Origin of the sequence: Streptomyces sp. NPDC006385 (assembly GCF_040612485.1) — a bacterium.
Taxonomy (GTDB): domain Bacteria; phylum Actinomycetota; class Actinomycetes; order Streptomycetales; family Streptomycetaceae; genus Streptomyces.
The window spans coordinates 26,509-49,066 of sequence record NZ_JBEXQG010000062.1; the positions used below are offsets into that span (position 1 = coordinate 26,509).

Annotated in this window: 23 protein-coding genes; 11 read left to right on the top strand and 12 right to left on the bottom strand. The window is 71.8% G+C overall.

The genetic code is table 11. From position 1 onward, the window contains the following. The first annotated feature begins 8 nt into the window (after positions 1 to 8). The 4 genes from ABZ078_RS33850 to ABZ078_RS33865 are packed head-to-tail and all read left to right on the top strand — an operon-like array spanning position 9 to position 4,865. On the top strand, positions 9 to 1,574 hold the full coding sequence (locus tag ABZ078_RS33850) for an ABC transporter substrate-binding protein (protein WP_356581673.1): 1,566 nt from the start codon (positions 9 to 11) through the stop codon (positions 1,572 to 1,574). Beyond that, positions 1,571 to 2,530 carry an ABC transporter permease gene (locus ABZ078_RS33855; RefSeq protein ID WP_356581675.1) on the top strand — a complete coding sequence of 320 codons (960 nt, stop codon included), beginning with the start codon at positions 1,571 to 1,573 and terminating at the stop codon, positions 2,528 to 2,530. The genes ABZ078_RS33850 and ABZ078_RS33855 overlap by 4 nt, the downstream gene beginning before the upstream one ends. Then, positions 2,527 to 3,318, top strand: coding sequence for an ABC transporter permease subunit (locus ABZ078_RS33860; RefSeq protein WP_356581677.1), 792 nt, complete (start codon positions 2,527 to 2,529; stop codon positions 3,316 to 3,318). Before ABZ078_RS33855 ends, ABZ078_RS33860 begins: the two co-directional genes overlap by 4 nt. Next, positions 3,315 to 4,865 (top strand): ATP-binding cassette domain-containing protein, encoded by a 1,551-nt coding sequence (locus ABZ078_RS33865; RefSeq protein WP_356581679.1) that lies wholly within the window; start codon positions 3,315 to 3,317, stop codon positions 4,863 to 4,865. Before ABZ078_RS33860 ends, ABZ078_RS33865 begins: the two co-directional genes overlap by 4 nt. A 70-nt stretch (positions 4,866 to 4,935) precedes the next feature. On the opposite strand, the gene ABZ078_RS33870 is transcribed toward ABZ078_RS33865, so the two are convergent. From ABZ078_RS33870 to ABZ078_RS33880, 3 genes are read right to left on the bottom strand one after another with little or no spacing between them, the layout of a single operon-like run. Further along, on the bottom strand, positions 4,936 to 5,643 hold the full coding sequence (locus ABZ078_RS33870; protein ID WP_356581681.1) for a DUF2470 domain-containing protein: 708 nt from the start codon (positions 5,641 to 5,643) through the stop codon (positions 4,936 to 4,938). 14 nt (positions 5,644 to 5,657) lie between these two features. Beyond that, positions 5,658 to 7,133: a HAMP domain-containing sensor histidine kinase gene (locus tag ABZ078_RS33875; protein WP_356581683.1), complete on the bottom strand. Its 1,476-nt coding sequence runs from the start codon at positions 7,131 to 7,133 to the stop codon at positions 5,658 to 5,660. After that, positions 7,130 to 7,888, bottom strand: coding sequence for a response regulator transcription factor (locus ABZ078_RS33880; RefSeq protein ID WP_356581685.1), 759 nt, complete (start codon positions 7,886 to 7,888; stop codon positions 7,130 to 7,132). Before ABZ078_RS33880 ends, ABZ078_RS33875 begins: the two co-directional genes overlap by 4 nt. Before the next feature lie 144 nt (positions 7,889 to 8,032). On the opposite strand from ABZ078_RS33880, the gene ABZ078_RS33885 reads away from it, so the two are divergent. The 6 genes from ABZ078_RS33885 (at position 8,033) to ABZ078_RS33910 (ending at position 13,367) form a co-directional block, all read left to right on the top strand. Further along, positions 8,033 to 9,319, top strand: a complete 1,287-nt coding sequence (locus tag ABZ078_RS33885) for a ferredoxin reductase family protein (RefSeq protein WP_356581723.1) — start codon at positions 8,033 to 8,035, stop codon at positions 9,317 to 9,319. An 18-nt stretch (positions 9,320 to 9,337) separates the two neighbouring features. After that, positions 9,338 to 10,033: an FMN-binding protein gene (locus ABZ078_RS33890; RefSeq protein WP_356581687.1), complete on the top strand. Its 696-nt coding sequence runs from the start codon at positions 9,338 to 9,340 to the stop codon at positions 10,031 to 10,033. Between the two features lies 1 nt (position 10,034). After that, positions 10,035 to 10,775: an FAD:protein FMN transferase gene (locus ABZ078_RS33895; protein WP_356581688.1), complete on the top strand. Its 741-nt coding sequence runs from the start codon at positions 10,035 to 10,037 to the stop codon at positions 10,773 to 10,775. Positions 10,776 to 10,879: 104 nt separating this feature from the next. Next, positions 10,880 to 12,022, top strand: a complete 1,143-nt coding sequence (locus ABZ078_RS33900) for an ABC transporter ATP-binding protein (RefSeq protein ID WP_356581689.1) — start codon at positions 10,880 to 10,882, stop codon at positions 12,020 to 12,022. After that, positions 12,019 to 12,705 (top strand): ABC transporter permease subunit, encoded by a 687-nt coding sequence (locus ABZ078_RS33905; protein WP_356581691.1) that lies wholly within the window; start codon positions 12,019 to 12,021, stop codon positions 12,703 to 12,705. Before ABZ078_RS33900 ends, ABZ078_RS33905 begins: the two co-directional genes overlap by 4 nt. Further along, a complete protein-coding gene (locus tag ABZ078_RS33910; protein WP_356581693.1) occupies positions 12,702 to 13,367 on the top strand; it encodes an ABC transporter permease in 666 nt (221 codons plus the stop codon). The genes ABZ078_RS33905 and ABZ078_RS33910 overlap by 4 nt, the downstream gene beginning before the upstream one ends. Here the strand turns inward: ABZ078_RS33910 and ABZ078_RS33915 are convergent. The 5 genes from ABZ078_RS33915 to ABZ078_RS33935 are packed head-to-tail and all read right to left on the bottom strand — an operon-like array spanning position 13,364 to position 18,306. Next, entirely contained in the window at positions 13,364 to 13,780 is a 417-nt protein-coding gene (locus ABZ078_RS33915; protein ID WP_356581695.1) for a Rid family hydrolase, read from the bottom strand. The genes ABZ078_RS33910 and ABZ078_RS33915 overlap by 4 nt on opposite strands. A 46-nt stretch (positions 13,781 to 13,826) precedes the next feature. After that, positions 13,827 to 14,354, bottom strand: a complete 528-nt coding sequence (locus ABZ078_RS33920; RefSeq protein ID WP_356581725.1) for an ATP/GTP-binding protein — start codon at positions 14,352 to 14,354, stop codon at positions 13,827 to 13,829. Between the two features lie 34 nt (positions 14,355 to 14,388). Further along, entirely contained in the window at positions 14,389 to 14,829 is a 441-nt protein-coding gene (locus tag ABZ078_RS33925) for a DUF742 domain-containing protein (protein ID WP_356581697.1), read from the bottom strand. 19 nt (positions 14,830 to 14,848) lie between these two features. After that, entirely contained in the window at positions 14,849 to 15,325 is a 477-nt protein-coding gene (locus ABZ078_RS33930; protein ID WP_356581699.1) for a roadblock/LC7 domain-containing protein, read from the bottom strand. Further along, positions 15,322 to 18,306: an ATP-binding protein gene (locus tag ABZ078_RS33935; RefSeq protein ID WP_356581701.1), complete on the bottom strand. Its 2,985-nt coding sequence runs from the start codon at positions 18,304 to 18,306 to the stop codon at positions 15,322 to 15,324. Before ABZ078_RS33935 ends, ABZ078_RS33930 begins: the two co-directional genes overlap by 4 nt. 308 nt (positions 18,307 to 18,614) lie before the next feature. On the opposite strand from ABZ078_RS33935, the gene ABZ078_RS33940 reads away from it, so the two are divergent. Further along, complete coding sequence (locus ABZ078_RS33940) at positions 18,615 to 19,568, top strand: ABC transporter substrate-binding protein (protein WP_356581703.1); 954 nt, start codon at positions 18,615 to 18,617, stop codon at positions 19,566 to 19,568. A 58-nt stretch (positions 19,569 to 19,626) separates the two neighbouring features. Here the strand turns inward: ABZ078_RS33940 and ABZ078_RS33945 are convergent, their stop codons facing one another. From ABZ078_RS33945 to ABZ078_RS33960, 4 genes are all read right to left on the bottom strand, one after another. Continuing rightward, on the bottom strand, positions 19,627 to 21,006 hold the full coding sequence (locus ABZ078_RS33945) for a glycoside hydrolase family 43 protein (RefSeq protein ID WP_356581705.1): 1,380 nt from the start codon (positions 21,004 to 21,006) through the stop codon (positions 19,627 to 19,629). Positions 21,007 to 21,199: 193 nt separating this feature from the next. Beyond that, positions 21,200 to 21,787: an ATP/GTP-binding protein gene (locus tag ABZ078_RS33950; protein WP_356581706.1), complete on the bottom strand. Its 588-nt coding sequence runs from the start codon at positions 21,785 to 21,787 to the stop codon at positions 21,200 to 21,202. Then, complete coding sequence (locus ABZ078_RS33955) at positions 21,774 to 22,133, bottom strand: DUF742 domain-containing protein (RefSeq protein WP_356581708.1); 360 nt, start codon at positions 22,131 to 22,133, stop codon at positions 21,774 to 21,776. The genes ABZ078_RS33950 and ABZ078_RS33955 overlap by 14 nt, the downstream gene beginning before the upstream one ends. 1 nt (position 22,134) lies before the next feature. Beyond that, complete coding sequence (locus ABZ078_RS33960) at positions 22,135 to 22,554, bottom strand: roadblock/LC7 domain-containing protein (protein WP_147997842.1); 420 nt, start codon at positions 22,552 to 22,554, stop codon at positions 22,135 to 22,137. Between the last annotated feature and the right edge of the window lie 4 nt (positions 22,555 to 22,558).

Consider the following 22,558-nt stretch of genomic DNA (forward strand, 5'->3'; position numbering starts at 1 on the left):
ACCGAGTCATGTACGACGAACGTTTCCCCGGCCTGCGCCGCCGCGGCTTCCTCGCCGCCACCTCGGGCGCCGCCGCCCTCGCCCTCGTCGGCTGCGGAGGCGGCACCGACGACAAGGCGGACAGCGCGTCCGGCGCCCCCAAGCGCGGCGGCCGGCTGCGCGCGGCGTTCGCCGGCGGCGGCGCGAGCGAGACCCTCGACCCGCACCTGGCCAACCTCTTCGCCGACGTCGCCCGCGCCAAGGCCCTCTTCGACAAGCTCGCCGACTACGGCGCCGACCTCTCCGCCCAGCCCCGCCTCGCCGAGAAGTGGGAGTCGAACAAGACGCTGGACCGCTGGAAGGTGACACTGCGTCAGGCCACCTTCCACGACGGGAAGCCGGTCACCGCCAAGGACGTCCTCTACAGCTACCGCCGGATCGCCGACCCGAAGCAGGCGTTCCGCGCCAAGGCGTCCCTGGAGCCCATCGACCTCGATGCCAGCCGCGCCACCGGCGAGCGGTCCATCGAGTTCGTCCTCAAGCGGCCCACCGCCGAATTCCCGAACATCCTGGCCGCGTTCGGCGCCTACGTCGTCCCGGAGAACGCCACCGAGTTCGACAAGAAGCCCATCGGTTCCGGCCCCTTCCGGTTCGTGTCCTTCGCGCCCGGCCGCTCCGCCGTCTTCCGGCGCTACGACGACCACTGGGACGGCGCCCCGCTCCTCGACGAGATCGAGTTCGTCGTCGCCAACGAGGAGTCCGCCCGCGTCAACGCCCTCCTCGGCGGCCAGGTCGAGTACGCCCACGAGCTCAACCCGACCACCGCCCGCGCCCACGAGGGCAAGGGCCAGATCGAGATCGTGCGGCTGCGCAACAGCGCCATGCAGGCGTTCTGCATGAAGACCGACCGGGCGCCCTTCGACGACAAGCGGGTCCGCGAGGCGTTCTTCCTCATCGCCGACCGCCAGGAACTCGTCGACGGCGCGCTGTCCGGCGCGGGCGAGGTCGGCAACGACCTGTTCGGCAAGGGCTACGAGTACTACGCCGCCGACCTGCCGCAGCGCGAGCAGGACCTCGACAGGGCCCGGGCCCTGCTGAAGCAGGCCGGTGCCGAGAAACTCAAGGTCACCCTGGACACCTCGGCCGTCGCCGCCGGGTTCACCGAGGCCGCCGGCATCTTCCGCGACCAGGCCGCCAAGGCGGGGGTCACCATCGAGGTGAAGATGGGCAGCAAGGACTCCTACTGGAGCGACATCCTCGACGGCGGCGCCCTGTGCTGCTACCGCTCCGGCGCCATGCCCATCGAGGCCCACATCTCCCAGCGCCTGCTCACCGACTCCACCACCAACGCCACCAAGTGGCAGCACAAGGACTTCGACGCCCTCTACCAGCAGGCGCAGTCCACCCGCGACAAGACCGAGCGGGCCGCCGTCTACGAGCGGATGCAGCGCCGCCTGTACGCCGAGGGCGGCTTCCTCGTGTGGGGCTTCGCCGACTGGATCATCGGAACCGCCCGCACGGTGAAGGGAGTGGAGACGAAGGCGCCCGCCAACACCCTCGACTGGGCCCGTTTCGACAAGGTGTGGCTCGCGTGAGAACGAGCGGACTGCGCTCCTTCGTCGCCCGGCGGCTGCTTCTCGGCGCCGCGCAGACCATGGCCGTCGTGCTGCTGGTCTTCGCGCTGACCGAGGCGCTGCCGGGCGACGCGGCCGTGGCCCTCGCCGGCGACCAGCCGGACCCCGCGCGCATCGCCGCGATCCGCGAGGCGATGGACCTGGACCGGCCGGCGTACGAGCGGCTGGCCGACTGGGCGGCGGGCCTGCTGCACGGCGACTTCGGCACCTCCCTGGCCTCCGGCCGCCCGGTCACCCAGTACATCGCCGACGGTTTCGGCCCGACCCTGCTGCTGGCCGCGCTCACGGTGGCGCTCCTCGTCCCGCTCGGCCTCGGCCTCGGCGTGCTCGCCGCCCGCCACGAGGGACGGCTCGTCGACCGGCTGGTCAGCTCGGTGACGCTGGCGGTGTACGCGGTCCCCGAGTTCGCCCTCGGCGTCCTGCTGGTGACGGTCCTCGCCCTGAAGCTGGCCTGGCTGCCGCCGACCGCGCTCGGCTACGGCACCGACCTGCTCGCCCATCCGGCGGCACTGGTCCTGCCCGTGCTGGTCCTGCTGTCCCGGCCCGTGTGCTCGCTGTCCCGCCTGGTGCGGGCCGGCATGGTCGACGCCCTCGCCTCCCCCTACGCGGCCCACGCCCGCCGCTACGGCGTCCCCGGCGCCCGGGTCCGCTACGCCCACGCCCTGCCGAACGCCCTCGCCCCGGCCGCGCAGCAACTCGCCCGCACCGTCGACTGGCTGCTGTGCGGGGTCATCGTCGTGGAGGCCCTCTTCGTGATCCCGGGCCTGGGCACGGTCCTCCTCAACGCCGTGGCCGAACGCGACGTACCGGTCGTGCAGGGGCTGGCCGTGGTGTTCGGCGTGCTGACGGTCCTGCTCAACCTCGGGGCCGATCTGGTGGCCCACCGGCTCACACCTCGCGCGGGGGTGGCCGCATGAGGCAACGCCGTTTCGCGCTCGGCCTCGTCGTCATCGCCGTCCCCCTCGTCCTCGCCCTCCTCGGACCGCTGCTCGCCCCGGACCCCGGCCCCCGCGCCACGTCCTTCACCCTGGGCGGCGGTCACTGGCTGGGCACCGACTTCGTGGGCCGCGACGTCTGGCACCAGGTCCTGCTGGGCGGCCGCACGGTGGTGGTCACCGCCCTGGCCGCGACCGCGCTCGCGTATCTCGTCGCCGTGCCGGTCGGGCTCGTCAGCGCGCTCACGCGCGTGCGGCGGCTGGAGGAGTTGCTGATGCGGCCGCTGGACGTGCTGCTCGCCGTACCGTCGCTGCTGCTGATCCTGCTCGTGGCCTCCGTGTTCGCACCGGGCGCGGCCGGGCTCGCGCTGCTCGTGGCGCTGGTGAACGTGCCCGACGCGGCGCGGATCGTGCGGGCGGCCGCGGGGGAGGCCGCCGCACGGCCCGCCGTGGAGGCGCTGCGCATGCAGGGGGAGACGTGGTGGCGGATCGCCGTCGGCTACGTCGGCCGGTCGGCGCTGCGCACCCTCGCCGCCGACGCCGGCATCCGGCTGACCGGCGTGCTCTACCTGGTGTCGACGGCGGCGTTCCTCGGTGTCGGCGTCGCTCCGGACGCCGCCGACTGGGCGGTCATGGTGGACCGCAACCGCACCGGCCTGTTCGTGCAGCCCTGGGCCGTGGTGGTGCCCGCGCTGCTGATCGTGGCGCTGACGATGGGCACCAACCTGATCTTCGACGCCGCGCTGGAGAAGAAAGGACGACGTTCGTGAGCCGGGCAACGGATGAGGCCGTCGCCGAGATCCGCGGCCTGCGCGTGGAGATCGGCGGCCGCGCGATCGTGGACGGGGTGCACCTGCGGGTGCTGCCCGGGAAGGTGACCGCGCTGGTCGGCGCCTCGGGCAGCGGCAAGACCACGACCGGCCTGGCGCTGCTGGGGGAGTACCCGCCCGGCGCCCGGATCACCGGCGACGTGCGCCCGCCCTCCGACGGCCCGGTGGGCTACGTGCCCCAGCACCCCGCGGCCGTCCTCAACCCCGCCCGCCGCGTCAGCGCCCTCCTCGACGACATCGCCCGACCCCAGGTCCGCCACCTGCCCCGCGCCGCACGCCGCGAGGCGGCCCGCGAGCTGGTGCTGCGCGCCCTGTCCGACGCCCAACTCCCGGACGGCGCGGCCCTGTTGCGCCGCCATCCGCACCAGCTCTCCGGCGGCCAGCAGCAACGCGTCGTCCTGGCCCAGGCCCTCCTCCTCGGTGCCCGTGTCATCGTCGCCGACGAACCCACCACCGGCCAGGACGCGTTGACCAAGAGCCGCGTCGTCGAGCAGTTGGCGGCGGTGGCGGCCCAGGGCATCGCGGTCGTGCTGCTCAGCCACGACCTCGACGTCGTACGCGCCCTGGCCGACGAGGTCCTCGTCATGCGCGCCGGCCGGGTCGTGGAGTCCGGCCCGGCCGAGCGGCTGTGGTCGGCGCCCCGCCACGAGTGGACCCGCCGCCTGCTCGACGAACAGCGCGCGGCACCGAACACCGGGGCGAGCACCGACGCCGGACAACCCATCCTCGAAGTACGGGACTTGACCGCCGTACACGATCGCCGAACCGTCGTGCTGCGCGCCCCGCGTCTCGCTCTCCACTCCGGCGAGTGCCTGGCCGTGGTCGGCCGCTCCGGCAGCGGCAAGACCACGCTCGCCCGCTGCCTCGCGGGCCTGCACCGCGACCACGACGGCGAGATCCTGCTCGACGGCACTCCGCTCCCGCGCAGCCTGCGTCACCGCGATCGGGCCCGACTGGCCGCCGTGCAGTACGTCTTCCAGGACGCCCGCGCCGCCTTCGACGAGCACCGGCCCGTCCTGCACCAGGTGGCCCGTACGGCGGTACGGCTGCGGGGCGCCGACGAACGGGCGGCGAGGGACGAGGCGGCGACCACCCTGAGCCGCCTCGGACTGCCGGAGGAGCTGCTCCACCGCCGGCCCGGCGAACTCTCCGGCGGCGAACTCCAGCGTGCCGCCCTCGCCCGCGCCCTGCTCGCCCACCCCCGGGTGCTGATCTGCGACGAGGTCACCTCCGGCCTGGACACCGTCACCCGGCGCGGCATCCTCGACGTCCTCGCGGGCCTGGTCGGCGAGGGCGACAACCTGTCCCTCGTCCTCATCACCCACGACCTGGACACCGCGCGCCTGGCTCACCGCATCGCCGTACTGGACGCGGGTGAGCTGGTCGAAGAGGGGGTGGCACAGCGGGTCCTGACGGCGCCTCGGCATCCGTTCACGATCTCTCTGATGGAGACGACCGAGCGTCTGGAGGCGGGCAGCCGCGTCTGAGCCGGCCTCCGGAGGCAAGTCCTCGCCCACGACGTGGTCGGCAGGCGCCCACGACGTGGTCGGCAGACGCCTACGACGTGGTCGGCAGACGCCGGCGGCGCGGGCGGGCGGTGGCCTCGGCGAGCAGGGCGTGGATCTGACGCACGGCCTCTCCCGGATGCGTGGCCGGGGTGCCGAACGGCAGGCGGGTGTCGTGGTGGGAGTCGGGTGTCTCCACGCGCAGCACCAGGCCGTACCGGTCGAGCCGCAGCGGCCGTACGGCGGTGGCGCCGAGCTGCTGCCGGGCCGGGAGCAGGCGGGCGAGCGGGGCCACGGTGTGGGTGTGGGCCGCGTCCAGCCGGGCCAGCATCTCGGCCTCGTGGGTGGCCAGCGGGTCGGGGGCGGCCAGGGTCAGTTCGTCGAGGCCGATGATGGTGGTCCCGTCGTCCTCGGTGAGCACGGCGCGGGCCGGATGGAACACCAGGGCCTTGGGTCCGAGGGCGGTGAGCCAGCCGCCCAGCGTCAGCCGGGCGCGCACGCGCTCCCGTACGGCGACGGGCGCGACGTCGGTGAACTCCACGAGGGCGGCCAGATCCCCCTGCGGTGCGACCGCGAGTTCGGCGGCGAGGTGCGCGTCGGGCGGGTTCTGCAGGAGCAGTCGCGCGGCGGCGTCGACGGTGTGCAGGCCGATCAGCTCGACGCGATGGCCCTGCGTGGTGACGGTCAGCGAGCCGGCCGCCGAGAGCACCGAGCGGGCACGCTCGGCGGGCGTCGGCTCAGGGCAGGGGGCAGCAGACATGGCGACCTTTCAGATTAGGTAAGCCTTACCTTACCTTCTTTGGGTCTCTTGTCCACCACTGCCAACGGAATGGTCACCGTGAACACCGTCGCCCCCGGCTCACTGGTCACCTCGATCAGACCGCCGTGGGCCCGCACCAGGGACTGGGCGACCGCCAGACCCAGGCCGCTGCCGCCGCGGTCGCGGGTACGGGCCTTGTCGACCCGGTAGAAGCGGTCGAAGACCCGTTCCCGGTCGCCGGGCGGGATGCCGGGGCCGGCGTCCGCGATCCGGACCTGCGCCGCGCCGTTCGCCACCGACACCGCCAGGGACACCCGCGTCCCGGCCGGGGTGTGCATCGCCGCGTTGGTCAGGAGGTTGTCCAGGACCTGGCGGATGCGCTGGGGATCCAGGCGCAGCCTGAGGGAGGAGGGCCCGGGGGCCACCGTCAGCGGGTGGTCGGCGTGGGTGACGCGGAAGGCGTCCGCCGCCTGTTCGGCCAGCTCCACCAGATCCGCCTCCGCCAGGCGCAGCGGCGTCTCGACCTCCGCCGCGTCCAGGCGGGCGAGCAGCAGCAGGTCGTCGAGGAGGAAGCCCATCCGTGCGGCCTCGGCGCGCAGCCGCGCCAGGTGCTTGTCGCGTTCCTCGGGGGCGTTGGCGGCCGCGTACTGGAACAGATCCGCATAGCCGCGCACCGACATCAACGGCGTACGGAGTTCGTGCGAGGCGTCCGCGACGAACCGGCGCAGCCGCTGCTCGGCCTCCGCCCGCACCGCGAGGGAGTCGTCGATGTGCTCCAGCATGGTGTTGAACGCGGTGCGCAGCTCCTCGACCTCGGGTCCGCCGCCGCGCGCGTCGTGCCGCACCGGCAGCCGCCCCGAGTCCGTCAGATCGTGCGAGGTGATGTCGCGGGCCGTGTGCGCCATGTCGCTCAGCGGCTTCAGCCCGCGCCGCAGCATCCCCCGTCCGAACACCACGAGCGCCAGCAGCGCGAGCCCGAAGGCCACGACCTGGATCGTGATCAGCTCGCCCACGGTGTCCTGGATCTCGTCCATGGGCGCGGCGCTGACCAGGACCACGCCCGGCTCGACCTCGCAGGCACGCAGCCGGTACAGACCCGCGTGCCTGAGGTACTCGGTGCGCAGCAGCTCCGAGTGAGCGGTGGTCTGCGCCCGGGCCAGGTCGGTGAAGTCGTCGACGTCCTTCGGCAGGTCGGCGGGGTCCTCGGGCTTGCGCAGCTCGGGGGCGCCCTCCGACACGTCGTACACGGCGTAGAACCAGCTGTAGTACTTCTTGCCCGAGAGCGTGCCGTAGTCTGCGATGCTCTTGGACTGGCCCATCTGGGCCTGTGCCAGTTGGGTGTCGAGCTGGGCCGACAGGTAGTCCCGCATGTACGTGGTCAGGGCCGTGCCGACGACGGCGAACACGACCAGCGACAGCGCGCCCAGACCCAGCGCGAGCCTGGTGCCCAGCCGGAGCCTGCCGTACGTCCGCCGCAGCCGCCCGATCACTCGGCCGCCTGCCGGATCACGTACCCGAAGCCGCGCACGGTGTGGATCAGCGGTGCCCCGCCGTCGCCGGCCTCGTCGAGCTTGCGGCGCAGCCGGCTGACGACCAGCTCGACCACGTTCGAGCGGCCGCCGAAGCCGTACTCCCACACATGGTCCAGGATCTGCGCCTTGGTCAGCACGGTCGGCGACTTGCGCATCAGATAGCGCAGCACCTCGTACTCGGTCGGCGTCAGCGTCAGCGGCCTGTCGCCGCGGCGCACCTCGCGGGTGTCCTCGTCCATGGTCAGGTCGCCCACTCGCAGCACCGAGCGCTGGAAGCCGGGGCCGGCGCTGCGCCGCAGCACGGTGCGCAGCCGGGCCATCAGCTCCTCCACCGCGAACGGCTTGACCAGGTAGTCGTCGCCGCCCCGGGTCAGCCCGGCCACCCGATCGGCCACCCCGTCGCGCGCGGTCAGGAAGACCACCGGCACCATGGTCCCGGCACGGCGCAGCCGGTCCAGGACGCCGAAGCCGTCCACATCGGGCAGCATCAGATCCAGCACCACGATGTCCGGATGGAACTCGGCGGCCAGCCGCAGCGCCTCCTCGCCGGAGTTCGCCGTGACCGCCTCCCAGCCCTCGTAGCGGGCGACCGTCGCGACGAGGTCGGCGATGGGCGGGTCGTCGTCCACGACCAGCAGGCGTACTTTCTCCACCCGTTCATACTGCGGCACCCGGCCCCCTCCTCGGCGGCGGGGAGGGCGCCGCGGCCACATCGATAACCAGTTGAAAGAAGTACGACAGCTTTTCGACAGCCATCGCCGGACAAGCTCGTTGTCCCAGACCAGATCAAGGAGCTGTCGCCCGTGACGACGACCGTCCCATCGCCCCCTGCGCCTCCCACGGCGATACGCCCCAGGGTGGTCGCCCGCACGGGCCTGTACGCCGTCCTGGCCGGGAACGTGGCCGTGGTCCTCTACTTCTTCCTCGCCGCCGGCTTCGCCTCGAACACGCTCATCGTGCTCGGCCGGCTCACCGGCCTGTTCGGCGCGCTGCTCATGGCGTTCCAGCTGCTGCTGGTGGCCCGGCTGCCCTGGCTGGACCGCCGGATCGGCATGGACCGGCTGACCTCCTGGCACCGCTGGACCGGCTTCAGCGTCCTGTGGACCCTGCTCGCGCACGCCGTGTTCATCACCTTCGGCTACGCCCAGTCGTCCTCCCTGGACCCGGTGAACCAGCTCATCGACCTCGCCGAGACGGTCGAGGGCGTGCTGCGCGCCGTCGTCGCGCTGGGGATCATCATGGTGATCGGTGTCGTCTCCGCCCGGTTCGCGCGGCGCCGGCTGGCGTACGAGACGTGGCACTTCATCCACCTGTACACCTATGTGGCGGTGGTCCTGGCCTTCACGCACCAGGTCGCGGTCGGTACGTCCTTCACCTCCTCCGCCGCCGCCACGGCGTACTGGTACGCGGTGTGGGGCGTCGCCCTCGGGGCGGTGCTCGTCGGCCGACTGGTCCTCCCCCTCTGGCGGAACTGGCGCCACCAGCTGCGCGTCTCGGCCGTCGTCCCCGAGTCCGACAACGTGGTCTCCGTGTACGTCACCGGCCGCGACCTGGACAAGATCCCGGCCCGGGCCGGCCAGTTCTTCCTGTGGCGGTTCCTGACCAAGGACCGCTGGTGGCAGGCCAACCCCTTCTCCCTGTCGGCCGCGCCCGACGGCACCCAGCTGCGGCTCACCGCGAAGGCGGCCGGGGCCGGCTCGGCGGGCATCAGGCACCTCAAGGTCGGCACGCGCGTCTTCGCCGAGGGCCCCTACGGCGCCTTCACCACGCTGCACCGCACCCGGCCGGAGGCCGTGCTCATCGCCGGCGGCGTCGGCGTCACCCCCATCCGGGCACTGCTGGAGGAACTGCACGGCCACGCGGTCGTGATCTACCGGGTGGCAACCGACCGGGACGCGGTCCTGTACGGCGAGCTGGTGGAACTCGCCCACGCCAAGGGCGCCGAGCTGCACCTGGTGACCGGACCGCCGGTCCCCGACAAGCTGGCCCCGGCCGAGCTGGCGCTGCTGGTGCCGGACATCACCGACCGGGACGTCTTCCTGTGCGGGCCGCCGCCCATGATGGACGCGGTCATCGGCAGCCTGCGCGAGCTGGGCGTCCCCAAGCAGCAGGTCCACTTCGAGCGCTTCAGCCTGGCCGGCTGAGAGGACGAGGAAGACACCGTGAAGCGAGCAATACCCGTCCTGGTCCTGAGCGTCGCGGGCCTCATCCCGGTCTGGCGCTACGAGCCGTCCCTCGGCACGCCCACCACGGCGGCCGCCGCCCCCGCCCCGACACCCTCGGCGCAGTCCTCCGCCCCTGCCTCGGGCAGCACGGTCGTCAAGGGCCCGACCGTGCGGACCGACAAGGGCCCCGTGCAGGTCGAGGTGACCTTCGAGGGCGGCAGGATCGCGTCGGTGCGGATGCTTCAGCAGCCGGATCATCCGCAGACGACGGCCGCGGTGCCGAAGCTGATCGCGGGGACGCTTGAGGCGCAGAGCGCGGACATCGACTCGGTGTCCGGGGCGACGATCACGAGCGAGGGTTACAAGGAGTCGCTCCAGGCCGCCCTCGACGCGAACGCCGAGACGGCCGCGTCGGCCGCGCCGTCGCCCGCGTCGCGGACGGTCGACGGCCCGACCGTGCGGACCGACAAGGGTCCTGTGCAGGTCGAGGTGACCTTCGAGGGCGGCAGGATCGCGTCGGTGCGGATGCTTCAGCAGCCGGATCATCCGCAGACGACGGCCGCGGTGCCGAAGCTGATCGCGGGGACGCTTGAGGCGCAGAGCGCGGACATCGACTCGGTGTCCGGGGCGACGATCACGAGCGAGGGTTACAAGGAGTCGCTCCAGGCCGCCCTCGACGCGAAGGGCGCCTGACATGCACCGCGTCGAGCATGTGATGGGTTTCCCCGTCTCGCTGCGGGTCGACGACGAGCACGTCGGGGAGCGGACCGCCGACGCGGTGTTCGCGTGGCTGCGTGAAGTCGACGCCCGGTTCAGTCCGTTCAGGGCGGACAGCGAGGTGTGCCGGCTGGACCGGGGCGAGCTGTCGGCCGCCGAGGTCAGCGCGGACCTGCGCGAGGTCCTCGACCTGTGCGAGGAGTACCGCGGCGCGACGGGCGGCGCCTTCGACGTACGGCTGCCGGGGCGCGGGCTGGATCCGTGCGCGGTGGTGAAGGGCTGGTCCGTGCAGCGGGCCGCCGAACTGCTGACGGCGGCGGGCGCGCGGCGCTTCGTCCTCAACGCCGGAGGCGACGTGGTCGCCTCCGGCGGGCCCTGGCGGGTGGGGGTACGGCACCCGGAACAGGCCGACAAGGTGTGCACGGTGCTGGAACTCACCGACGGGGCGGTCGCCACGTCCGCCCGCTACGAGCGCGGCGACCACATCATCGACGGCCGCACCGGACGGCCGGCGACCGGCCTGCTCTCGCTCACCGTCGTCGCCTCCTCCCTGACCGTCGCGGACACCACGGCCACCGCCGCCTTCGCGATGGGCACGGAGGGCGTCGCGTGGGCCGCCGCCCGGGAGGGCTGCGAGGTGTTCGCGGTGGACGCCGAGCGACGGGTCCTGCGTACGGAGGGCTTCCCGGCGGCAGGGGCGCGGGCACAGGCGGCCTGAACAGGAACCCCGCACCACAGGAGGTCTAGACTCTGCCGTCTGTGGCCAGGAGCCCGTGATCGCGAACGGGCGAAAACTGCCAAACCCGAAGGGTATTCGGCGTTTTGATACGGATAGAGTCAGTCACCAAGCGATACCCGGACGGCACGGTGGCGGTCGACCGGCTCTCGTTGGAGATACCCGACCGCTCGATCACCGTACTCGTGGGGCCGTCCGGCTGTGGCAAGACGACCACGCTGCGGATGATCAACCGGATGGTCGAGCCCAGCGAGGGCACCATCCTCATCGACGGCGTCGACAGCCGGCAGCAGCCCGTCAACACCCTGCGCCGGTCCATGGGGTACGTCATCCAGAACGCCGGCCTCTTCCCGCACCGCACGATCCTCGACAACATCGCCACCGTGCCCCGCATGCTCGGCTGGGGCAAGGAGAAGTCCCGGGCCACGGCGCGGGAGTTGATGGAGCGGGTGGGGCTGGACGCGGCGCTCGCCAAGCGGTACCCGTACCAGCTCTCCGGAGGCCAGCAGCAGCGCGTCGGTGTGGCACGGGCGCTCGCGGCGGATCCCCCGGTGCTGCTGATGGACGAGCCGTTCTCGGCCGTCGACCCCGTGGTGCGCAAGGGACTTCAGGACGAACTCCTCAGAATCCAGGAGGAGTTGGGCAAGACCATCGTCTTCGTCACCCACGACATCGACGAGGCCGTCAAGCTCGGCACGATGGTCGCCGTGATGCGCACCGGTGGCCATCTCGCCCAGTTCGCCCCGCCCGCCGAGCTGCTGTCCCACCCCGTCGACGCGTTCGTGGAGGACTTCCTCGGCGCCGACCGCGGCATCCGGCGGCTGTCCTTCTTCCCCTCGGCGGACCTGGAGCTGCTGACCGCGCCGCTCGTCGCCGTCGACGCCACCGCCGAGCAGATCGCCGCCGCGGGCGCGACCGGCGCCCCCTATCTCCTCGTCACCGACGCCGGCGGCAAGCCCCTCGGCTGGAGCGAGCCGCGGGATCTCACCGCGGGGGAGGTCAGGACCGACCGACTGCTGGCGCACGGCCGCCCGTTCGTGGCCGGCACCGACTCGCTGCGGGCCGCCCTCGACTGCGCCGTGCTCTCGCCCACCGGATGGGCCGTCGCCGTGGACGCCGAGGGCCGGGCCACCGGGGTCGTGTCGCAGCAGACCATCGGCGAGGCCATCCGCGGGGCGCACGCGGAGCGACGGCGTACGCACGACGACGTCCGGAAGGTCGCGCCGTGACCGAGTTCTTCGACATGCCGAGCTACCTGGAGCACAGCTACCTCGGCCTGGTCGGCCTGCACCTGCGCGAGGCACTGCTCCCGGTGCTGGCCGGGCTGGTCCTGGCACTGCCCCTGGCCCAGCTGTGCGTCCGCTTCCGCTGGCTGTACCCGCCGGTGCTGTGGGTGACGACCGTGCTGTACGCCATCCCGTCGCTCGCCTTCTTCGTCATCCTCATCGACTACACCGGCCTGAGCGAGCTCACGGTGATGATCCCGCTGGCCGTCTACAGCCTGGTGGTGCTGGTCCCGGCCATCGTGGACGGCGTGCGGTCGGTGCCGCAGGAGACGCTGGCCGCCGCCACCGCCATGGGCTTCGGGCCGATACGGCGCTATGTGCACGTGCAGTTGCCGATCGCGGCGCCCGCGATCCTCGCCGGACTGCGGGTGGCGTCCGTGTCGAGCATCTCCCTCGTCAGCGTCGGCATGCTGATCGGCAACGAGGGAGCCCTCGGCAACCTGCTCGACAGCGGCATGAAGTACCACCAGCCACGCCTGGTGTGGCTCTCCGTGGTGGGCACGGCCGTCCTCGCCATCCTCGTCGACGCCGCGCTGATCGTCCTGCGCACGCTGGTCACGCCCTGGATGCCGCGCGGCACCCGTAAGTCCTCGCGCACGCTCGTGGCGAAGGAGGGCGCCCGGTGAACGTACTGAGCCACATCAGCGCCTTCTTCGGCGACAGCGCCCACTGGCAGGGCTACGACGGCATCCCGACGCGCCTCAGCGAGCACATCGAGTACACGCTGATGGCGCTCGGCATCGCCGCCGCCGTCGGACTGCCGGTCGGCCTTCTCACGGGCCACACCGGGCGAGGCGGCAACGTGCTCGCCCTCATCGCCACCTCCGCCCGGGCGCTGCCCAGCTTCGGCCTGATGGTGCTGATGTTCATCCTGCTGGGCCTGGGCATGGCCCCCGTGATGATCCCCCTGGTCGTGCTGGCCGTCCCGCCCATCCTGGTCACCACCGACGAGGCGATGCGCTCCGTCGACCCCGCGCCGGTGGACGCCGCCCGCGGCATGGGCATGGCCGAGGCCGGGATCCTGTTCCGGGTCGAACTGCCCGTCGCCCTCCCGCTGATCCTCAGCGGCCTGCGCTCGGCCGCCATCCAGATCGTCTCGACGGCCACCATCGCGGCGTACGTCAGCTTCGGCGGCCTCGGCCGCTACATCATCGACGGCCTCTACCAGCGCGACTACGAGAAGGTCGTCGGCGGCGCCACGCTGGTCGCTCTGCTGGCGCTGCTGACCCTGGCGGTGTTCTGGCTGCTGGGACGGCTCGCGGTGTCGCCGGGGGTGCGCAGACCCTAGGCGCGCGGGAACGGCCGTACGGCGACCGCGTCCACCTCGAACAGCATCCCGGGCAGCGCCAGCGAGGCGACGCCGCTCAGGGTCTGCGCGGGGAGGCGGTCGCCGAAGCGGGCGTGCAGGGCCTTGCCGAGGGACTCCAGCTTGGCGGGGTCGTGGTCGACGATGAACGTGCCGAGGCGGACCACGTGTGCGAAGCCGAGGCCGACGCCTTCAAGCGCTGAGCGCAGCCGGTCGAAGGCCAGCTCCACCTGGGCGGCGAAATCACCGGGCATCGGCGAGCCGCTGGCGTCGGAGGCGTACTGGCCGGCGATGAAGACGAGTTCACCGGGCGCCGAGACGGCGTGGCTGTAGCCGAACGGGGTCGGGTCGTGCAGGGCGGATGGGTTGGTGATCGCGCGCTCGTCGATGTTCATGACACCGCCAACACCCTTGCGACCGCGGCCATTCCGCCCCCCGCCGTCATCCGTCCGTGCGGGCCAGCGCCAGTTCCAGTACGACGAGCAGGGCGTCCCGTACCGAGCCGGTCTTCCGGGCGTCGAAGACGACGACCGGGACGCCGTCGGTGACGTCGAGGGCCCAGCGGACCTCCTCCAGGGTGTGCTCGACCCTGCCGTCGAAGGCGTTGACGGCGACCGCGAAGGGGATGCCCTTGTGCTCGAAGTAGTCGACGGCGGCGTAGCAGTCGTCGAGGCGGCGGGTGTCGACGATCACGAGTCCGCCGACCGCCCCCTCGACGATGTCGTCCCACATGAAGCCGAACCGCTCCTGGCCGGGCGTGCCGAACAGGTACAGCTTCAGGGTGGGGTCGATCGTGATGCAGCCGAAGTCCATGGCCACGGTGGTCGTGGTCTTGCGCGGCGTGTGCGTGAGGTCGTCCACGCCCGCGGCGACCTCCGTGATGGCGGCCTCGGTGGTCAGCGGCTCGATCTCGGATATCGAGCCCACGGTCGTGGTCTTGCCCACGCCGAAGCCGCCCGAGATCACCATCTTCACCGGCAGCGGCGGTCGTACGGTGGCCGGTTCAGTCGGTGTCACTGAGTACCCCTCGTGCGTCGGGGATGGCGCGCAGGCCGTCGATGACCCTGCGCAGGACGGAAGCGTCGTGGACGAGGCCGGTGTCGGGCACGTGCACCGTCAACTGCCCCGCGGCGCGCAGGTCCTCGGCGAGGACGCGCACCACGTTCAGGTGCAGCCGCAGCCGGGCAGCGATCTCCGCGATGGACTGCGGCAGCCGGCACACGGCCACGATGTCGTGCCGCTCGAAGACGAGCCGGTCGAGCGCGTCGAGCCCCTCGGTGGTGGCCACCACCTGGGTCTCGACGGGCATCGAGCGGCCGTCGGCGCCGTCCGCCACGCGGCCGGCGGTGAGCAGGAACGGCCGTACGGCGGAGGCGGGACCGACCGGTTCCGGACCGCTCGGGTCCGGACCGCTCGGGTCCGGCGGTGGGGTGCCGTCCGCCATGGCGTCGTCCGTTCTCGGGTCAGCGGGCCGACGCGGCGCCGACGCTGTTCTTCAGCTCCAGCACGAGCTGCGGGCTGAGGGCGGCGCCGACGCGGTTGGCGAACACGGTCATCTCGTAGGCGATGTTGCCCAGCTTGGCCTCCTTGTCGGTGACCACGCCGAGCACGGCGCCGCTGCCGATCGCGGAGACCAGGACGTGACCGCCCTCCAGGTCGATGATGACCTTGTTGAGGGCGCCGAGGCCGTAGTTGCCGGACGCGCCGGCGGCCAGGCTGGTGATACCGGAGACGATCGCGGCGAGCCGCTCGGAGTCCGCCTGCTCGCGCAGCTCGGACACGGCGATGAGCAGGCCGTCGGACGAGACGGCGATGGCGTCCACGACGCCGGCCGTCTCGGTCGCGAAGCGGTTCAGCAGCCAGGTGAAGTCGGCTGCGGCGGCCTGCAGTTCGGCCGGTGTGGTGCCTTCCGCCGGGGTGTCACCTGTCGACGTGCTCACTGCTGCGCTCCTTCCGGGAGGTGGTTCTGGTCCTGCGTATGGGGGGCTGGGGGTGGGACGGGGACGGAGTGGTCTCCGATCGCTCGGGTCCCGTCGGCTCGGCTGTCGCGGTGCGCGCGTTCCACGGCGGCCTCGAACTCCTCGATCGCGGCCCGCACGGCCTCCGCGTCCACGGTCCGCACGCCCTGCCGGGGCGCCGCCCGCGAGGCGGAGGAGCCGGCGTTCACCCGGAGGGTCGCACCCCGGACGCGGCGCCGCAGGGGGCGGGTGGCGGCGGGGGCCTCGCCGGCTGTCGGCGTCGCGGTGGTCCGGAGGCGTGGGGCCCCGGCGGCGGAGGACGGCGGATCCGGGCGGCCGACGGGAGCGGGGGCGTCCCGGTCGGTCCGGGCGCGCGGCGACGGGTCCGGCCGGTCGGCCCGGGCGTGGCCGTCGGCGGGGGCCGTGCCGCCGGTGCGGGCGCCTGCCCGGGGCCGGTCCTCCATCGAGGTCTTCGCGCTGGGAGCCCCGGTGCCGGACGGCGTCGCGTTCGGCCGGGATGTGGACGGCGGTGCCGCGTTCGCCTCGGCGCGCGGTGCCGTCGCCGCGTCGCCTGCGGTGCCCTGCCGCTGGGAGGACCGGCGGGGGAGCGGCCGCGGTCCGTCCGCGCCCGCCGGCTCCGGTGCGCCGGACACCGACGACGCCTGGGTCGATGAGCTGTCGGCGGCGTCCATCTCCGTGGCACTGCTCGCCCCGGCATCGGAACTCCCGGAGACGGTCGTTGGCTTCGTCAGTGGGCTGTCGGTGGCGTCTGTCCTCGTGGCACTGCTCGTCCGGGCATCGGAATTCCCGGTGACGGTCGTTGGCTTGTTCAGTGGGCTGTCGGTGGCGTCTGTCCTCGTGGCACTGCTCGTCCGGGCATCGGAATTCCCGGTGACGGCCGTTGGCTTCGTCAGTGGGCTGTCGGCGGCGTCCACCCCCGTGGCACCGGTCGCCCCGGCCTCGGCGCCCCTCGAGACCGCTGCCAGCGCCGCCGTAGGCGTCGTCCCGGTCGTGCTCCCCGTCACCAGCAGGGTCGACGGCACCGTCACCTCGGCCGTCACGCCGCCGCCCGGGGTGCGCGACAGGGTGACCGTGATCTCCCAGCGGCGCGCCAGCGTGCCGACGACGAACAGGCCCAGGACCTTCGTCGGCACCAGGTCCAGTCGCTCGCGACGGATCAGGCGGGCGTTCTCCTCGTCGAGGCGCTCGGGGCTCATGCCCAGGCCGTGGTCGGCGACGACGATCACCGCGTCACCGCGCTCGCCGTTCGCCACCGTCACCTCGACCGGACTGCCCTGCGGCGAGAACGACACCGCGTTCTCCAGGAGTTCGGCCACCATCAGCGTCAGGTCGCCGATGACCTCCGGCTCCACCACGGCCCCGGTGCGGGCGCGCAGCTCCACCCGCTGATAGCCCTCGATCTGGCCGAGTGAGGCGCGGACGACGTTGGTGAGCGCCATGGGTCCGGCGTCGAAGTCCGTCTCGTGGATGCCGGCGAGCAGCATCAGGCTGTCGGCGTTGCGGCGCAGGCGCACCGCGATGTGGTCGATGGAGTAGAGGCGCTCCAGGAGCGCGGGGTCGGTCTCGCCCCGTTCCACCGCGTCGATCAGCGCGAGCTGACGTGTCGTGAGGTTGCTGACCCGGCGGCCCACGTTGCCGAACATCTCCGCGACGTTGCGCCGGCTGAGCACCTGCCGCTCCAGCAGCGCGGCAGCCCGCGTCTGCATCTGGTTGAACGTCTCGGCGAGTTCGCCGATCTCGTCGCGCGCCGTGACCGGCATCGCGCCCAGCCGCGGCGGACCGTCGTCCTCGGCGTCGTCGTCGGCCACCCGGGCCAGCTCGCGCTCCGCGACCTCGGCGACCTGCCGCGCGGCCCCCGTGAGCGCCTGCACCGGGCGGACCACCGAGCGGCGCACCAGCACCGCGAGGACCAGCCATACGGCGAAGCCGAACAGGGCGAGCCCCAGCAGCAGGACGGCGCGCCACGCCGCCTCCTCGGAGGCGTGGTCCGCGCGGTCGGCGATCTGACCGATGAGCGAGGTGGTGATCGCCAGACGGGTGTCGGCCTGGTCGCGGTAGGCGGGGTAGGAGTCGAGCGCCGCCTGCAGCGACTCGCGGATCTCGGCGGGCGAGTCGGCCTGCACCGAGCCGGGGGCGATCTGCAGCTCCGCGTAGTGCCGGCTGATGGTGGCCTGTGCGGCGGTGTACTTGATCCCGTTGAGCTGGGCGGTCTGCGCCTCGGTGGCGAACCGGGCGAAACGGTCGGCCTGATGGGTGTACTCGTCGTAGGAGCCGATCGCGCCGATGAACTGGATGAGCGCGTTGGAGTCACCGGTCGACGCGGAGAAGACGCCGGTCTCGAAGGCGCTGTGCGCCGCCCCCGCACGCAGCAGCGAGTCGAGGAGGTTGCCGGTGAACGTGGTGGCCAGATCGGGGTTGCGGTCCAGCCCCAGGCCGTCGATCAGCCCCTGCGCGGCGTGGCTGTACGCGGGGTCGATGTTGTCGGCGGGCACATACCCCCGCTCGACGGTGTCGCGCAGGCTGCTCAGGCCCTCGACCCCCCGCAACGCCTGCGCCTCGGTCTTCGGCAACTGGTCCCCGAAGGCGTCGCGCACCCGCTCGACCTGGGCGTTCACCAGGGACTGCGCGGTGCGGTAGGCGGCGGCGGAGGGCGTGCCGCCTTTGGTCGCCTCACGTCGCACGGAGAGCAGGACGGCCTGCTGGTGTTCGGCCGCGAGCCGGTCGACGAGCGTCGCGACCTCGGTGCTCTCCCGCACCAGCCGGGCGGCGTCCGCCGCGTCGCGCGACTGCGCGAGCTGGTCGGTGATGAGGTGGGCGAGCAGCACCGCGACGGCGGTCAGCGGCACGCCGACGAGCAGATTGAGCTTCCGCCGGAAGGGCCAGCGGTCGGCGAAACCGCGTAGACGACGCGGGCGGGGCGCGCCTGCCTCGTTCGTGGACACCGAGTTGCCTCCTTCGGGGCGTCCGCACGGCGCGCGAGGTCTCACGTGACCGCGGTTGTTCGAGTATGGACCGGCTCTGTCCGGGGGACGGTACCGCCCCTTGATCACCGTGACCGGAACTGTACGTCAAGAATCCGTTAAAGCCCCCTGCACCCCAACCGTCCCGCCTTCAAATCGGAGCCCAACTGCCCGTTACCTTCCGATTTTCGAGGCCAATCGGTGACCTGAACACCCTTGACTGACAGAGAACCGGCTGGATTGGATCAGTTGAAGAGCTCTCCCAACCCCCTGAAACCGGAACGGGAATCGTGACTTTCACCGCCGCACGCAGCAGGTCCCTCAGGAACCGTCCCGGCGTGGCCGCCGTCGCGCTCGCCGCCACGGCGGCGCTGCTGGCGGGATGTTCCTCCGCCGACAAGTCCGACCCGCTCGCCGAGGGAGAGGCGAGCGGGGACACCGTCGTCGTCGGCTCGAACAACTTCGCCGAGAGCGTCCTGCTCGCCGACATCTACGGCGAGGCCCTGAAGGCCAAGGGCATCAAGGTCAGCTACAAGCCCAACATCGGCAGCCGCGAGACGACCTACGGTCTGCTCAAGAACGGCTCCGTCACCGTCCTGCCGGAGTACAACGGCTCGCTGCTCGCCTACCTGGACCCGAAGGCGGAACAGAAGTCGACCGAGGCCGTGAACACCGCGGCGAAGGCCAAGCTGGACAAGAAGCTGACGCTGCTTCAGTCCTCGCCGGCCGAGAACAAGGACTCCGTCAGCGTCAACGCCGAGACGGCGAAGAAGTACGGCCTGACCTCCGACTCCGGCCTTCAGGACCTCAAGGACATCGCCCCGGACCTGGTGATCGGCGGCTCGCCCGAGTTCCAGACCCGGCACCAGGGTCTGAAGGGCCTGGAGGCCGAGTACGGCCTGAAGTTCAAGTCCTTCAAGGCGCTGGACGCGGGCGGCCCGCTGACCCAGACGGCGCTGGCGAAGAACGCCGTGCAGGCGGCGGACATCTTCACCACGGACCCCACCATCACCAAGGAGGGCTTCGTCGTCCTGAAGGACCCGAAGAACCTCTTCGGCTACGCCAACGTGACCCCGCTGGTCCACAAGAGCGGTCTCTCCCAGGAGGGCGTCGACGCGCTCAACGCGGTCTCCGCCAAGCTGGACACCAAGACGCTCCTGGAACTGGACTCCCAGATCCAGCTGGAGAACAAGGACCCGCTCGACGTGGCGAAGACCTGGCTGAAGTCGGCCGGCCTGGACTGACCTCCAGCAGGCTCCCGCGGGGTTGTGACGGGCTCTCGTCACAACCCCGCTGTGCTGCTCAGTAGCCGACGTGGAACGTGGCGTCCTGGCGCTCGGTGGCCGTGGAGACCGGGTCGATGCGCAGGGCGTAGTCCGCGTGCCTGATGTAGCGGGTCGGGTGGTTGTGCGAGCGGAACGACGTCCAGGAGGCGTCGGCGAGCCCGGCCGTCCGGTGGAAGGTCGCGTCCGCGGCGAACGTGGACGTGCCGTCGTTCTCGTCCAGGCGCAGGGCGTAGTTGTAGTGCCGTAGGTAACGGGTCGGGTAGTTGACCGACTGGAAGGACACCCCGGAGGAGTCGGCGAGACCCGGCACCAGCTTCCACTGGGAGTCGGGGAACGGGTCGAAGGGGTACTCGTCGATCCGGCCGGCGAAGCCGCTGTGCCGGACGTAACGCGCCGGGAAGTTGTAGGACTTGAGCCGGTTCCAGGCGGGGGCGCCCCAGCGCGCGACCAGGTTGGTGTACTGGGCCTGGGTGATCGGCTGGATCCCGCAGTGCTTGGAGTTGAGCGGCTGGGTGTAGAGGCGCTGGTCGAGCGCCGTCCAGGTGCCGGCCGCGAGGTTGCTCGACTGCCAGGCGTAGAAGACGCCGTTGGGCGTGTACGTGTCGCCCCACAGGTACCAGGTGTTGGACGTCAGGGACTTCACCACCGTCGGGGCCTCGGTGCCGCCGTGGGAGACCGCGGTGCTGAAGGCGGTGAAGCTGCCGGGGTTCAGCGAGGTGGACCGGGCACCCACCAGCGTGTGGTTGCGCTTGAAGTAGAGGTAGTTGACGCCGTTCACGCCGATGGTGAGGTTGCCGTCGATGACGTCGTAACCGGGGTCGAAGAAGACCTGCGGATTCGTGGTCGTCCGGAAGTCGGTGGTGTAGCTGACCATGATCACGTTGTGGCCGCTGCTGTTCACCGACGAGTAGAGGATGCCGTACTGCCCGCGCCCGGCGTCCCAGTAGGCCTCCGGCGCCCAGCTGTGGGTGCCCGTCATGTCGTGCAGCTTCAGCAGCCGGTAGCCGGTGAAGGACCGCAGGTCGACCGAGTCCCAGACGTGGATGTAGACGCTGTTGCGGTTCCAGTCGGTGCCCTTGAGGTCGGTGGCCAGCACGACGAACGTCCCGTCCTGCTTGCGCAGGACGAACGGGTCGCGCAGGCCGCCCGCGCCCGAGGTCGGGGTGGCCACCGGCCTGTTCTGGTTCAGCGGCATCCAGCGCAGACCGTCGGTGCTGACGGCGAGGTGCAGGCCGTAGTCGGCTTCGAGCATGGTCGTGGACTCGGTGAAGTACGTCATGACGTACGCCGAGTCGGCGGCGTGGGCTGTTCCGGAGCCGAGCGTCAGGGCGCCGGTCGCGGCGAGCGGAACGGTCGCCGCCATGCCGAGGACGTGTCTGCGGGACGGGTTCGTCATGGGCTCTCCAGGGGGTGCGGGCCTTCTGACCGAGATGCCGAGCGGCCGAGTGGTCGATATATCGAACGGAGTTCGGTTGATCGACCAGAAGGTAGGAGAGCATGGGGTACGCGTCAATCACCTGGTCGGCCTTGGCGGATTCCCGCCACCCGGCCGACCAGGGACGCTTGCGGCCGGCTCGGCCGGCTCGCGCTCAGCTCGCCTTGCGGGCGTCGGCGATCAGCTGGTCGATCAGGGCGATCAGCACGTCCCGGCACGACTCGCGCTCCCGCGCGTCGCACAGCAGCACCCGCACCTGCGCCGGGAGCGCCAGCGCGTCCCGGATGTCCTCGACGGGATAGGGGTGTTCGCCGTGGAAGCCGTTGACGGCGACGACGAAGGGGATGCCGCGCCGCTCGAAGAAGTCGATCGCCGCGAAACTGGACTCCGGCCGCCGCACGTCCACCAGGACGACGGCACCCAGCGCGCCGATCGCCAGGTCGTTCCACATGAACCAGAACCGCTGCTGCCCGGGCGTGCCGAACAGATACAGCACCAGCTCCCGGCTGATGGTGATCCGGCCGAAGTCCAGGGCCACCGTCGTGGCCCGTTTCTCCTCGATGCCGTCGAGGTCGTCGATGCCGAGGCCCGCGGCGGTCAAGGGCTCCTCGGTGCGCAGCGGTGCGATCTCGCTGACCGATCCGACCATGGTGGTCTTGCCGACTCCGAAGCCGCCGGCGATGAGGATCTTGACCGTGTCGGGCGGCGCGACCGACGTCGCGGGGGTGTCAGAGCCGGCCAAGGCCGTCCCTCACTTTCTGCAGCAGGTCCAGGTCCGGGGTGCGGGGGGTGACGGGGTGCGGCGGGTGGACGGTGATCAGGCCCGCCTCCAGCAGATCGCAGAGCATGATCGCGACCACGCTCACCGGCAGGTCGAGATGGGCCGCGAGCTCCGCGACGGCGATCGGCCGGGCGCTGCGCCGCAGGATCCGTGTCTGCTCGGGCTGCGGACGCGGTGCCCGCTCCGGCGGCGGGTCCACCGCCGTCACCGTCGTGATCAGGGTGAAGTCGGTGCGGCTGGGCCGGGTCCGGCCGCCGGTCAGGGTGAAGGGACGTACCAGCCGGCCCGCCGTATCGTCTCCGCCCACCTCACGCGCCAGGGCCGACGTGGGCCCGCGGTGCCGCCGACAGATGCTCGCCGATCTTCTTCACCAGCATGTTCATCTGGTACGCCACCACACCGACGTCCGCGCCCTGGTTGGTGAGCACGACGAGATGGGCGCCGGGACCGGCGGAGGTGAGGATCAGATAGCTGTTGGCCATCTCGATCAGCGCCTGGCGCACCGGGCCGCCCCGGAAGTCCATGCTGACGCCCTTGCTCAGGCTCATCAGGCCGGACGCGGTCGCCGCCAGCCGCTCGGCGTCGTCGCGCAGGAACCCGGTGGACTTGCTGACCACCAGCCCGTCCTCGGAGAGCACCACGGCGTGGTTGACGTCGGCGACCCGCTCCACGAGTCCGGTGAGCAACTGGTCGAGCTGGGTGTCCGTGGCGGGGGTGGGGCGTGTCATAACG

Coding starts and splice junctions, on each gene's coding strand:
- ABZ078_RS33850 (WP_356581673.1), top strand. CDS start 9: ATGTACGACGAACGTTTCCCCGGCCTGCGCCGCCGCGGCTTCCTCGCC.
- ABZ078_RS33860 (WP_356581677.1), top strand. CDS start 2,527: ATGAGGCAACGCCGTTTCGCGCTCGGCCTCGTCGTCATCGCCGTCCCC.
- ABZ078_RS33870 (WP_356581681.1), bottom strand. CDS start 5,643: ATGTCTGCTGCCCCCTGCCCTGAGCCGACGCCCGCCGAGCGTGCCCGC.
- ABZ078_RS33880 (WP_356581685.1), bottom strand. CDS start 7,888: ATGTGGCCGCGGCGCCCTCCCCGCCGCCGAGGAGGGGGCCGGGTGCCG.
- ABZ078_RS33895 (WP_356581688.1), top strand. CDS start 10,035: ATGCACCGCGTCGAGCATGTGATGGGTTTCCCCGTCTCGCTGCGGGTC.
- ABZ078_RS33915 (WP_356581695.1), bottom strand. CDS start 13,780: ATGAACATCGACGAGCGCGCGATCACCAACCCATCCGCCCTGCACGAC.
- ABZ078_RS33920 (WP_356581725.1), bottom strand. CDS start 14,354: ATGGTGATCTCGGGCGGCTTCGGCGTGGGCAAGACCACGACCGTGGGC.
- ABZ078_RS33925 (WP_356581697.1), bottom strand. CDS start 14,829: ATGGCGGACGGCACCCCACCGCCGGACCCGAGCGGTCCGGACCCGAGC.
- ABZ078_RS33945 (WP_356581705.1), bottom strand. CDS start 21,006: ATGACGAACCCGTCCCGCAGACACGTCCTCGGCATGGCGGCGACCGTT.
- ABZ078_RS33960 (WP_147997842.1), bottom strand. CDS start 22,554: ATGACACGCCCCACCCCCGCCACGGACACCCAGCTCGACCAGTTGCTC.